Annotated in this window: 10 protein-coding genes and 1 other annotated feature; of the genes, 4 read left to right on the top strand and 6 right to left on the bottom strand. The window is 48.0% G+C overall.

Features of this window, described 5'->3' with window-relative positions:
• Positions 1-30: 30 nt before the first annotated feature.
• Both SK34_RS11415 and SK34_RS11420 read right to left on the bottom strand, forming a co-directional pair.
• On the bottom strand, positions 31-1524 hold the full coding sequence (locus tag SK34_RS11415) for a sulfatase-like hydrolase/transferase (RefSeq protein ID WP_048233074.1): 1494 nt from the start codon (positions 1522-1524) through the stop codon (positions 31-33).
• On the bottom strand, positions 1521-3236 hold the full coding sequence (locus SK34_RS11420; RefSeq protein ID WP_032937290.1) for a solute:sodium symporter family transporter: 1716 nt from the start codon (positions 3234-3236) through the stop codon (positions 1521-1523). Before SK34_RS11420 ends, SK34_RS11415 begins: the two co-directional genes overlap by 4 nt.
• Positions 3237-3404: 168 nt before the next feature.
• On the opposite strand from SK34_RS11420, the gene SK34_RS11425 reads away from it, so the two are divergent.
• Positions 3405-4268, top strand: a complete 864-nt coding sequence (locus tag SK34_RS11425; protein WP_032937126.1) for an AraC family transcriptional regulator — start codon at positions 3405-3407, stop codon at positions 4266-4268.
• A gap of 88 nt (positions 4269-4356) precedes the next feature.
• Here the strand turns inward: SK34_RS11425 and SK34_RS11430 are convergent, their stop codons facing one another.
• Positions 4357-5772, bottom strand: coding sequence for an aryl-sulfate sulfotransferase (locus tag SK34_RS11430; protein ID WP_003844444.1), 1416 nt, complete (start codon positions 5770-5772; stop codon positions 4357-4359).
• 460 nt (positions 5773-6232) lie between these two features.
• Here SK34_RS11430 and SK34_RS11435 point away from each other — a divergent pair, with 460 nt between their 5' ends.
• From SK34_RS11435 to SK34_RS11445, 3 genes are read left to right on the top strand one after another with little or no spacing between them, the layout of a single operon-like run.
• Positions 6233-7558, top strand: a complete 1326-nt coding sequence (locus tag SK34_RS11435) for a PTS sugar transporter subunit IIC (RefSeq protein WP_003844442.1) — start codon at positions 6233-6235, stop codon at positions 7556-7558.
• Between the two features lie 27 nt (positions 7559-7585).
• On the top strand, positions 7586-7915 hold the full coding sequence (locus SK34_RS11440; protein ID WP_003844441.1) for a PTS sugar transporter subunit IIB: 330 nt from the start codon (positions 7586-7588) through the stop codon (positions 7913-7915).
• Positions 7916-7924: 9 nt separating this feature from the next.
• The gene (locus tag SK34_RS11445; protein ID WP_003844439.1) at positions 7925-9409 is read left to right on the top strand and encodes a sulfatase; all 1485 of its coding nucleotides are present in this window, start codon (positions 7925-7927) and stop codon (positions 9407-9409) included.
• On the opposite strand, the gene SK34_RS11450 is transcribed toward SK34_RS11445, so the two are convergent.
• From SK34_RS11450 to ibpA, 3 genes are all read right to left on the bottom strand, one after another.
• Complete coding sequence (locus tag SK34_RS11450; RefSeq protein WP_044714262.1) at positions 9406-11067, bottom strand: putative transporter; 1662 nt, start codon at positions 11065-11067, stop codon at positions 9406-9408. The genes SK34_RS11445 and SK34_RS11450 overlap by 4 nt on opposite strands.
• A 124-nt stretch (positions 11068-11191) precedes the next feature.
• On the bottom strand, positions 11192-11620 hold the full coding sequence (gene ibpB, locus SK34_RS11455) for a small heat shock chaperone IbpB (protein ID WP_003840609.1): 429 nt from the start codon (positions 11618-11620) through the stop codon (positions 11192-11194).
• 92 nt (positions 11621-11712) lie between these two features.
• On the bottom strand, positions 11713-12126 hold the full coding sequence (gene ibpA, locus SK34_RS11460; protein ID WP_003023882.1) for a small heat shock chaperone IbpA: 414 nt from the start codon (positions 12124-12126) through the stop codon (positions 11713-11715).
• Positions 12120-12192 (bottom strand) — a sequence feature (ROSE (Repression Of Heat Shock gene Expression) occurs in the 5'-region of heat shock genes and acts as an RNA thermometer to modulate expression.). It overlaps the preceding gene by 7 nt.
• Positions 12193-12293 lie beyond the last annotated feature (101 nt).

Genomic DNA, 12293 nt, shown 5'->3' on the forward strand with positions numbered 1-12293 from the left:
TAAGGATATTTGCGCCAACTGGCATTGTAGTCAGAACTTCTGCTTTTTCTCTTCCACTTTTACGCCCCGGGTCGGTAAACCGGTGTCGTAATCGCGTACTACCGGAGAATAGCCGTCTTCAGGGCGCGGGCGAAAAGCGCCCATCCAGCGCGGTGCGGCATCAGGTCGCCACGGACGCAAACTCCATTGATAAGTGCGGAACGGATCGCGGATTTTATCCATGTAGTCCAGCAGCGCGTCGTGCATCTGGCAACGAACGTCGGCCAATTGTGGCGAATCAATCAGATTGTGTAGCTCATCAGGATCGTTACGCCTGTCGTAAAGCTCATCGCTGGTAAACAGATTTAATACCAGTTTCCAGTCGTCCGTCACCCAGCAGCGTACCGGAATAAATCCGCCAAAACTGTCATGTTCAATCTCATAACGGTTGAACTCCACCATCACACCGCGCGGCTTTTCAACGGCAAGAATGTTTTCACCCGGCAGGATTTGCGGCTTCTCAATACCCGCCAGCGCCATCATCGTCGGCAGCAGATCGATATGGCTGACCGGCGTGTCTACCTGCATAGACTCTCCCTGCGGCGGGCGCATAATCAGTGGAATTCGTGTGATATCGTCATACATCGCGGCCCCTTTACTGATGAGCTTATGCGCCCCCATCATCTCACCATGATCGGAGGTATAAATGACCCAGGTATTCTCTCGCTGTTGCGGCGTTAAGGCATTGATCACCCTACCTATCTGATCATCAACAAAGTCGTTGCAGGCAAAATAGAGCGGATGGTGATAGCGCCCGTCATCGCCAACCGGGGATGGCATGGCTTGCGACCATAGACGGTGGTGCTCGGGCTTATCGTGCAAAGCATCATGGGCTTTCGCACCGAGATCGTAATAAAAATCCTGATATTTCTGCAGATACTCGACCGGACAGGTAAACGGATGGTGCGGCTCGTCATAGGAAACCACCATTAGGAACGGTTCCTTGGCACGCGCAGGCTGATGGAGGAAATCGACCGCCCGGTTACTGATGCGGTGCGCCCAGGTAAAGGTTTCATCAATATTGTTGGTCAACAGATCCTCCATGCTATTGAGGCCGTTACGCCACAAACCGATCTCTGCGTCAGTCAGTTCCGCGAGGTAATTGGCTCCGTCATACCAGTAATCAACATCCCACTCGGGCGGACATTCGCCGGTCCCAAAGTAGTCATGTCCATCGAGATGCCACTTGCCGATGTAGCACGTGTGATAGCCCGCATCTTTAAAATAGCGCCCCATGGTGGAGATGTTTTTCCCCGGTGCGACGTTATTGGTCCACGGCCCGGACTGGTTGGCATAAATCCCGGTAAACAGCCCCGCGCGGGCCGGCGTACACACCGGTGAACAGGTATAGGCCGAGTTAAAGCGAATACCTTCCGCTGCCAGACTATCAATATTATTGGTGTTCAGCGGTTTACCGCTGTAGCAGCCGACCATATTGGTCGCCTGGGTATCGGTCATAATGAACAGAAAATTGGGCCGGGTCATGCTTCATCCTTAGCGTCATGGACACATTGTGCAGTCGCGTTACGCCGCGTCTGCCAACTGCTGTAAATCAAATAAATTGCGACTGCCACCGTAATGGCGTAGCTGAGGATCGTCAGCCAGCGAGAGTTGTAGCCACCAAACTGCGCCAGACCGGAATAAACGCCAATCATCGCAAACAGGACGCCAACAGAGGCGATTTTCACGTTTTTCCACGGTTTCATGTCTACCGCGAAGGCGTCATGGAATTTAAACGGCGTGGCACGCGGCTTGATGGCACCGATAACCAGCATGACCGCCACATTGATGCAGAAAGTGCAGGCCAGTACGTAGAGGAAGTGAAAGTCGAATTTCACCAGATAGTTGATGGTGATATAGCTGACGATACCCAGCCCCATCGCCACCTTCGCAGCCAGCGCGGGGATGCGCGGAAAGAAAAATCCCATGATCACGATGGTTACCAGCGGAACGTTGTAGATCCCGTTGAGCTGCTTCATCCAGCTGTAAAGCCCCTGCGGCGCATAAGCAATCCACGGCGCGACCAGCACAGAGATCACCGCGACGATAAACCCAAAGCGGCGGCCAATGCTGACCAACTTGTCGGGACTGGCCTGCTCGTTAATCAACCGACGATAAATGCCGAGACTGAACAGCGTCGAAGCGCTGTTGAGGAAACCGCAAAATGCGCTGATGATCGCACCGAACAGCACCGCGCTGAAAAAACCGATCAGCGGCAACGGCATCACTTTGTTTACCAGCGCTGGGTAAGCCATATCTGCTTTTGGCAGATCCTGGAAAAGGTGAAAGGCGATAACGCCCGGCAATACCAGAATCAACGGATCCAGCATCTTCAGCACTGCCGTTAATAATGCTCCTTTTTGTCCTTCCGACAGACTTTTTGACGCCAAAGTACGTTGAACAATCCCCTGATTGGTACACCAGTAGAAAGTATTCACCAGAATAAGCCCGGTCAGCGCCGCGCCGATAGGTACCGGGTCGTGACTTCCGCCAATCGAGTTCAGCATCTGGCTGTGATCCTGGGTTAAACGCGTAATGCCTTCGCTCAGACTGCCTTTACCCATTGCCATTAAACCGAACAGCGGTACCATCAGACCGCCAATCACCAAACCAATACCGTTGATGACATCCGCAATGGCAATCGCCCGCATTCCGCCGACCACGGCGTACAAAATGCCACTTATCCCCAGAACCACCGCCATCAGCCAAATTGCCGTATGCTGGGAAATACCAAAAGTTTCAGTGACATGAAACATACTGTTAAAGGCGAGTGCGCCGGAGTACAAAATGATCGGCAGGAAACAAATCCCTGTGGCGATCAAAAAACAGCAGTCGATGATGATGCGGGTGGTTTTGTCATAGCGCTCTTCAATAAAATCCGGGATGGTAGCGATGCCGCGTTGCAGATAACGCGGTAAAAAAATCAGCGCCAGAAAAATAAGTGGGATCGCTGAAATCACTTCCCAGGCCATTACCGACATTCCGCTGCGGTAAGCCTGGCCGGTAAGTCCTACCAGTTGTTCCGTGGAGAGATTGGTTAGCATCAGCGATGCGGCAATCACCGGCGCTTTTAACGAACGTCCCGCCAGAAAATATCCCTGCTGCGAACCGGTATCCGCTTTGCGTAACTTCCACCAGGTGATTACCGCCACCAGCAGCGTAAAGCCCACAAAGCTTAAAATTTGTAGCGTATTCATCTCATAGCCCTTTTTTTTCATTATGTCCCGGTAGCTGTAGGGTGTAACAGGAGGTATTGCGCACCGGGTCAGGCAGTCAGATTTCTTAAAATAAAAACGTCATATCCCTGAACGGATTTTTTCTGTTAAGTTCAGGTTGTGGGCATAATTCTCCGGCGGGAAATTAAAATGAATGGAAAGATGCAAAGTTCGCATGTAAAAAACGAAACTACGTACAATATTCCCCTGTTGATTAACGAAAATGTGATCTCAAGCGGAATTTCATTGATCTCGCTGTGGCATACCTATGCCGACGAACATTACCGGGTTATTTGGCCGCGCGATAAGAAAAAGCCACTGATAGCTAATTCATGGGTTGCTGTCTATACCGTCCAGGGTTGTGGAAAAATCCTGCTAAAAGGTGGCGAACAGATTACTCTCACCGGAAACTGTATAATCTTTTTAAAACCAACCGATATACAGTCTTATCATTGCGAAGGGTTGGTATGGGAACAATACTGGATGGAGTTCACGCCAACCAGCGTAATGGATATTCCGCTACGCCAACAAAGCATTATTTATAATGGTGATATTTATAATCAGGAGCTGGCTGAAGTTTCACAATTAATTACTTCCTCAGACTCAATGATAAATAATCTGGCCGTCGCCTTTCTCACAAAAATAATTTATCAATGGATTTGTCTTATTTACGCTGAAGGTAAAAAAGACCCACAACGGATGCAAATTGAAAAACTGATTGCCACTCTGCATGCCAGCCTGCAAAAACGCTGGAGCGTAGCGGATATGGCAGCCACCATTCCCTGTAGCGAAGCCTGGCTACGCCGTCTGTTTTTACGTTATACCGGAAAAACGCCAAAAGAATACTATCTCGATGCCCGGCTGGAACTGGCGCTGTCACTGCTAAAACAGGAGGGAAATACGGTCGGACAGGTGGCAGATATGCTTAACTTTTTTGACTCGTTTCATTTCAGCAAAGCTTTTAAACACAAATTTGGCTATGCGCCGTCGGCTGTGCTGAAACATGCAAAGTGAAATGACAACCCCATAGATGTAAGGTGGACAACCTTTTTTGGTACATCCACCTGAAAGGTGCAGAATAATGTAGGAAAAGATGAAATCGTTAGATCAGTGAGCGTAATTCCTCATACGAAAAGATGCGGCCGCGATAGCCTAATCCCGTATCAATATTGTAAATAGAGAGGCCAATATTGTTATTTGTATCAAAGACGAAGAAGGATTGTTCTGCGCCAAAATAGACATTGTAATAGTCATTACCTACATCAAAGACCGACGATGTAAGCTCACTACGTTGCCCTGGAAAACTAAACTGATCCAATTGCTCTACCGTTGCAGCGGTTAAATCGACAGCAAGAATGGTAGGTAGGGAATCAAGCGCGGCTGAAGTATAAGAGACGGGATCAGATTCAATGATGCGAACCAACTCATTCCCACTCTCATCCGCACAGGAATTATTGTTAAAGAGAGAAAGGACAAACTTATTTTCACCCCGCCAGGCTTGATACTTGCTGTTTTGAGTAATAAAAACCGCATGCTCTCCGTTGGGATAGTTAAAATCGTCGATATTCACCACACTCAAATTGAGTGGGCTATTCAACACCGGAAAATCCGGATTATCAATAATCCACTCAGGATCGCCTGAGTCAATGTTCAGGCCAATAATCGTGCAGCTTGAACGTGAGTTGACGATTAACTGATTGGTTTCTTTTACATATTCGAGGCTATTAAAATGTACATCGTTGGTATCAGTATTATCCAGTACCGTGGCTCCCAAAAACTCCTGAGAGTAATCGCGCTGCCAGAGTAACCCCCCACTGGCGATGTCATATTTATAAATTACACACTCCAGTTTTTGCTCATCATTCCAGTTATCCAGCAACGAACCCAACAACCAAAGATTACCTTTCTCATCCGTAGTGATGTCGTGATGAAAACCATAGCCAGTAGGTGCGGTATAGGTTTGCGAGACGTTACCCGCCAGGTTAAAACGATACAAAGTGGGGGCAAATGCATGCTTATCAGGATCATACGTTTCACTGGCCAACGCTGACCACAACGCATTGTCTATAATCTTCAGGTTACCGTACATCCAGGGGAAGAGACCGGTAATGCGCAGATCGCCATTAATGTCATAACCATTCCAGGCACTGGTGACAAACCAGCCCTGTCCCAAGGTGCTTTCCGCCATCTCGCTGTCGTCAATATTGATTGTCAGCGCCAGAGGCACATCACCGTAGTCCTGACCCTCTGTTGAAATTGTTACCGTGAAGGTGGTGGTTTCATTGTCCGCCGTGTAAGTATTGATCTCGACAGTATTCAAATAGTCAGCATACAAGCCAACAACGATGACCTGTGTGTGAGAAGTATATTCGTCAGTACTGTAATAGAAGTCTGTATTTGATGTTTTACCATGAACAGTATAATCAAACCTTACCGCTTCTATATTTTCCAATGAAATTAATGCACAAAGTTTGTTTTGATTGTAAGGATTTATTTTCACTGTATACGTTGCTCTCATTTTCTATTCCTTTTTATAAAAAAACAGAATGTAATGACTTTCGCAAAAACAAACCTACATCTCATGTTGGTTTTTTTATGTGGATAAGTGCACAAAATGAAACAACCAATATAAAACCACACTATTAATTCAATAAAAATAAATACCACAAATAATTAAAGCATAAATATTCAATTATGAAATATAAATAAAATACATGACTACGCAAGTTTTATTTAAAAGTAAAACATAAATACAAATTAAATATATTTAAAACAATTAAATAAATGATGGTTATGATCATGGTATTTTTGCAAATTAAATCACAAAAAATCACAAACAATCTTTTAATGAGCAATTTTGATTATTAGAGTGATTTTAGATTCATAAAAATATGTCACAGAAACAAATAGTCGTCCGTTACTGAATGAGTATCACCAACTTTGATCTGGAAGCGAATATCATGGAGGTTGACTGAACTATGTTTTCTGAATTTATCGATGTAATACAATCTTTTCTAACAGAACCCGCCATTCTAATAGGATTGTTAGTCGGTTTGGGGTATGCCCTTGATAAAAAACCGCTAATTAAAATTATTACTGGTATGGTCAGCGCGATGGTTGGGTTGATGATGGTGTTATTTGGCGGCTTCCAATTTTCAGCCACCTTTAAGCCTGTCGCTGATGCAGTCAGTAAATCTTACGGTATTCATGGTTATTTAATGGATTCGTATGCCATGAAAGCCGCCACCCAAATTGCTCTCGGGGATAACTTTGGTTATGTGGGCTACGTTTTCGTGTTGGCCTTTTTCACAAACCTTTTGCTGGTATTATTTGGCCGCTATACACGTGTAAAAGGGATCTTCTTAACCGGTAACACCGGAGTTTCCCACTCGCAGGCCGTACTCTGGTTGATCGTATTCTGGTTAGGTTTTGGTTGGGTACAGTCAATCATCATTGCTGGTGTTTTAACGGGTATTTTCTGGGCCTTTGCCACAACGTTAATCGCTAAACCCGTTGCGAAAATCACCAATAATGCCGGTTTTACTATCGCCCATAATCAGATGCTCGGGATCTGGTTTTTTTCAAAATTTGCCCACCTGTTTGGCGATGCCGAAAAACAGGATGCAGAAAACATGAAGCTGCCCGGCTGGCTGGCTATTTTTAACCATAATGTAACCGCTATTGCCATTGTGATGACGCTGTTCGTCGGCGGATTTCTGCTGTCGACCGGTATTGAAAATGTTCAATTGATGGCAAAAGGTAAACCCTGGTATATCTATATTATCAACCTCGGACTGCAGTTTTCCATGTATATGGTCATTCTCCTGCAGGGTGTAAGAATGATGGTTGGGGAAATAAATGCCTCCTTTAAAGGCTGGCAAGATCGTTTAATTCCCGATGCAATTCCGGCAGTAGATGTTGCCGCTTTATTACCTTTTTCACCAAATGCAGCCACGCTTGGATTCATCTTCTGCACCTTCGGCACCATATTTTCGATGGGCATCCTGCTGATTACCAAAAGCCCTATTATGGTATTACCTGGTTTTGTGCCCCTTTTCTTCTCTGGCGGTCCTATTGGTGTTTTAGCCAACCGGATGGGAGGTTATCGCTCCGTTATCATTTGTACATTCCTGCTGGGGATAATTCAAACCTTCGGCACAGTATGGGCAATTCCCTTAACAGGTCTGGCAGCAGAAGGGGTTGGCTGGACCGGAATATTTGACTGGGCGACATTATGGCCTGCCATTTGCGAATTACTAAAACTGATCGCCACTGTATTCAATCTGGGCCCTTACGCGGGCTAACTAACTTTGCATAAAAAGGATATCGTCATGAAAGACAAAATTAACCTTCTGTTTGTTTGCGGCTATGGTGTCGGGAGTAGCGTAATGTTACAGACGGTCGTCAAAAAAGCGTTGGCTAAATATGATTTCCAGTTCGAATTTGCGATGGAACATACAGCAGCAGGCGAAGTAGGTGGATTTACTGAATGGGCTGATATCTATGCCATTTCAAAAAAACTGATTGATGTCGTCAGTCTGGATCCGCGCCATGGTCAATACCTTATACCCATCGAAAATATTATGGACGGAGAAACCATTGGTAAGCAGATTTACGCGGTGATTGAGGCGCATTTCCCACACTTGTTATCTGCCCGGTAAGGAGCAGTGATGAAAGCGATTATCCTGCTATTCGACAGCCTGAATAAACATTATCTGCCACCTTATGGCGATATGATCACCCAGGCTCCCAACTTCCAACGCCTGGCCGCACACTGTACGACGTTCAACAACAGTTATGTTGGCAGCATGCCCTGTATGCCAGCCCGTCGAGAATTGCACACAGGTCGACATAACTTTTTGCACCGGGAATGGGGACCACTGGAGCCATTTGACGACTCAATGCCAGAGTTATTGAAAAAAGCGGGGGTCTACACACATCTAATCAGTGACCATCTGCATTATTGGGAAGACGGTGGTGGTAACTATCATAACCGCTACAGCTCTTGGGAAATCATTCGTGGTCAGGAGGGCGATCACTGGAAAGCCAGTGTTGCAGATCCCGCTATTCCTGAGGTGTTACGCGTGCCCCAGAAACAGACCGGTGGAGGTGTTTCAGGATTATGGCGACATGACTGGGTAAACCGAAATTACATACAGCAGGAAGCAGACTTCCCGCAAACCTGCGTCTTTACCGCGGGATGTGAATTCCTCGAAAAAAACGCTAAACAGGACAACTGGTTGTTGCAGGTCGAAACCTTCGATCCGCATGAACCTTTTTATACAACCGAAGAGTATCTCTCCTTGTATCAGGATCCCTGGGATGGCCCACATTACGACTGGCCCAGGGGCAAGGTTGAAGAAAGCGCAGAGGCGGTAGAGCATATTCGCTGCCGATATCGGGCCCTTGTGTCAATGTGCGATCGCAATCTGGGACGTATTCTCGACCTGATGGACCGTTTTGACATGTGGAACGACACGATGCTCATTGTCGGTACCGACCATGGTTTCCTACTTGGAGAGCATGGGTGGTGGGCAAAAAATCAGATGCCGTACTACAACGAAGTGGCAAACAATCCTTTATTTATCTGGGACCCACGTGGTGGTCAGCGGGGTGTTCAACGTAACGCTCTGGTTCAGATGATTGACTGGGCGCCGACACTATTGGAGTTCTTTAACCAACCAATCCCTGCTGATGTGCAGGGTCATCCACTGGCGAAAATCCTTGCGGATGACACTCCAGTCCGTGATGCGGCCCTGTTTGGCGTTTTCAGTGGGCATGTCAATGTCACCGATGGCCGCTATGTCTATATGCGCGCGGCGCTACCCGGACGTGAGAATGACATTGCGAACTACACCCTGATGCCAATCAAGATGAATACTCGCTTTGATGTGGCGGAATTACAGTCGTTAACACTGTCCCCTCCATTTAGCTTTACCAAAGGGGTTAAAACGTTGCGTATTCCGTCCCGAGAGAAATACCCAGGAATCAATCGCACGGGCCATTTGTTGTTCGATTTGCACACCGACCCGCAACAGCTTACGCCAATCGATGATAAAGAGGTGGAGGAGCGGATGATTGCCCTGTTGGTACGTCTACTAAAAGAGAGCGACGCTCCAGCAGAGCAATTTATTAGACTGGGTTTAACGCTTTAACCCATTCCCCAGAAGATCACCGCCAACAGTTGCGGGGTGATAATCCTCAGGAACATGACCAGCGGATAAACGGTGGCGTAGGAGAGCGCTGCCGCCCCGCTGGTGGCATGCAGGTTGTTAGCAAACGCCAGCGCAGGAGGATCGGTCATTGAGCCGGCCAGCATGCCGCACAGCGTCAGATAGTTCATTTTGGCGAATATCCGCGCCAGCAAGCCCACGGTAATGAGCGGAATCGCGGTAATGAAAATACCGTAGCCCACCCAGCTCAGACCATCGCCCTGCGTCAGGGTATGAACAAAATCACCGCCTGACTTCAGACCAACCACCGCGAGAAACAGTACGATACCCAACTCTCGCAGCGCCAGGTTAGCGCTGGGAGGCATAAACCAGTACAGCTTACCTATGCTGCCAATACGTCCAAGAATCAAAGCCATAATAAGCGGCCCACCGGCCAGCCCCAGCTTTAACGCCACCGGGAAACCCGGGATAAACAGCGGGATTGACCCCAGCAGAACACCCAGTCCGATACCGATAAATACCGGTAGCATCTGCACCTGCTGCAGTTTTTGCTGCGCGTTACCAACAACATTGGCAACGGCGTCAATCGACGAAGGGCGCCCAACCAGATTGAGGATGTCCCCGAATTGCAGGCTGGCGTCGCTGCTGGCTACCAGCTCAACCCCCGCACGGTTCAGGCGGGAGATCACCACGTCGTAACGTTCTTTAAAGTGCAGATCGCGGATACGTTTACCCAGCACTTGTTCGTTGGTCACCACCACGCGCTCAACGCGTAAATCAGTCCCGCGTGTCGACAACGATGTGTCCACCTCCTGACCAATCACCACCTGCGCGTTGTGCAGATCGGCTGGCTGCCCGACCAGGTGTAACAGGTCGCCCATCTGGATAACCGTTCCCGGCGATGGCACCATCAATGTCTCGTCACGTTTCAGACGCGAGCAGATGATTTTGTCGCTGTTCAGAATCGGGACATCCTGAATTGCCATATTGTTGATGTTTGGGTTTTCCACACGGATGTTCATCGTCTGAATCAGTGCGTGCCCGTTGGTTAGCGTGGATTCATGCTGCTGGGCTTCAGCATCGACGTTAACGCGGAAAATAAGGCGCATCAGCCACATGGTGAGTAAAATTCCGCAAATGCCGAAAGGATAAGCCATGGCATAGCTCATCCCCATCTGGTCTACCACATCGCCAGGGGTACCCAGATCGCGCAGAATTTGCTGCCCGGCACCCAACGCCGGGGTATTGGTGACCGCCCCGGAGAATATACCCAGTACCACGGGAAGAGGAATGGCAAAAAGCTTATGCAGAATCGCGGTGACCAGGCCACCCATGATGACAATCAGCACGGCAAACAGATTCAGCCGCAGGCCCGAAACGCGCAATGACGCAAAAAAACCCGGTCCGACCTGGATACCGATGGTGTAGACGAACAGGATCAGGCCAAATTCCTGAATAAAATGCAGCATATCGCCGCTCAGGGTCATCCCTGCCTGATCGACAAAATGCCCGACAATAATACCGCCGAACAGTACACCTCCGATGCCAAAACCCACACCACGTATTTTTACGTTGCCGATCCATAATCCGACAACCGCCACTAATGCCAGAACGCTGACCGTCAATGCTATATCACTCATTATCCTGTTCCCTGTGAATAACATCATTAAGTAAATGGATTCTCGCAGAGTACAGTCGCAATGTATGGGTGGTAAAGCACAAAAAAGCCCCGTCATTTCTGGCGGGGCAAAGGCATGGAGCTATTTAACTATTTAATGCGGGGCGTTCGCTGATAGCGATACGTTGTGGAGCAATGGCTTCAGGTTCATTCCGGGTCAAATCGATATGCAGCAAGCCGTTAGTGAAGCTTGCGCCGGAGACCTCCATATTTTCAGCCAGCGTAAAGCTCAGGCTGAACGGCTGAATGACCAGCCCCTGGTGCAACCATTTGGTCTCTTTTTCCGGCTGCTGCGGCGTACCTTTCACGGTCAGGCGCGTACCTTCCAGTTGAATATCCAAATCTTCCTGGCGGAAACCGGCTAACGCAAGGGTAATGCGGTAGTGGTTATCATCGCTCTTTTCGATGTTATAAGGCGGGAAGCTCTGGCTTTCACCGGTGTTTTGCAAAGCATTGGCCAGTTTGTCAAAACCGATCCATTGACGCAGCAGTGGGGATAAATCGTAGTTACGCATAATAATCTCCTTCTAAGAAGCGAGTAGGTACCTTTCGGCTCCCTGACGGCAAGCCGATGACTTAGCAAGGCCGCCTGAAGCGGCCTGTAGAATTAGTTGATTTCGATGCGGCGCGGCTTATTCGCTTCAGGAATCACGCGCTCAAGATCGATATACAGCAGACCATTTACCAGGTTTGCGCCGCGAACATGAATGTTCTCCGCTAACTGGAACTTACGTTCGAAGTTGCGCTCGGCAATACCCTGATACAGGTAAGTACGTTCTTTTTGATCGTCCGCATGGGCGCCTTTCACCACCAGCAGATTATCCTGGGCAGTAATTTCCAGTTCGCTTTCAGCAAAACCGGCAACGGCAATTGCAATGCGGTAATGGTTTTCGTCTACCAGCTCAACGTTGTACGGAGGGTAGCCGCCATTGCTTTGGCCCTGATTATTTTCCAGCAGGTTAAACAGACGGTCAAAACCAATAGCAGAACGGTACAGCGGGGATAAATCAAAGTTACGCATAATTAATAGCTCCTGAAATCAGCGAGAATAATTGACCTTCCATCATGGACAGGTCAGGTAGCCAGGACACCCATCAGGCATGCCCTTCATTTGTCTACACTCTAAAAATGGGTCTTAATACAAACTTTTCAAGCGTATTCATCTGACTTTTTTTGCAGTTTGTTGTC

Origin of the sequence: Citrobacter sp. MGH104 (assembly GCF_001034485.1) — a bacterium.
Classification (GTDB): domain Bacteria; phylum Pseudomonadota; class Gammaproteobacteria; order Enterobacterales; family Enterobacteriaceae; genus Citrobacter; species Citrobacter freundii.

Coding starts and splice junctions, on each gene's coding strand:
- SK34_RS11415 (WP_048233074.1), bottom strand. CDS start 1,524: ATGACCCGGCCCAATTTTCTGTTCATTATGACCGATACCCAGGCGACC.
- SK34_RS11420 (WP_032937290.1), bottom strand. CDS start 3,236: ATGAATACGCTACAAATTTTAAGCTTTGTGGGCTTTACGCTGCTGGTG.
- SK34_RS11425 (WP_032937126.1), top strand. CDS start 3,405: ATGAATGGAAAGATGCAAAGTTCGCATGTAAAAAACGAAACTACGTAC.
- SK34_RS11430 (WP_003844444.1), bottom strand. CDS start 5,772: ATGAGAGCAACGTATACAGTGAAAATAAATCCTTACAATCAAAACAAA.
- SK34_RS11435 (WP_003844442.1), top strand. CDS start 6,233: ATGTTTTCTGAATTTATCGATGTAATACAATCTTTTCTAACAGAACCC.
- SK34_RS11440 (WP_003844441.1), top strand. CDS start 7,586: ATGAAAGACAAAATTAACCTTCTGTTTGTTTGCGGCTATGGTGTCGGG.
- SK34_RS11445 (WP_003844439.1), top strand. CDS start 7,925: ATGAAAGCGATTATCCTGCTATTCGACAGCCTGAATAAACATTATCTG.
- SK34_RS11450 (WP_044714262.1), bottom strand. CDS start 11,067: ATGAGTGATATAGCATTGACGGTCAGCGTTCTGGCATTAGTGGCGGTT.
- ibpB (WP_003840609.1), bottom strand. CDS start 11,620: ATGCGTAACTACGATTTATCCCCACTGCTGCGTCAATGGATCGGTTTT.
- ibpA (WP_003023882.1), bottom strand. CDS start 12,126: ATGCGTAACTTTGATTTATCCCCGCTGTACCGTTCTGCTATTGGTTTT.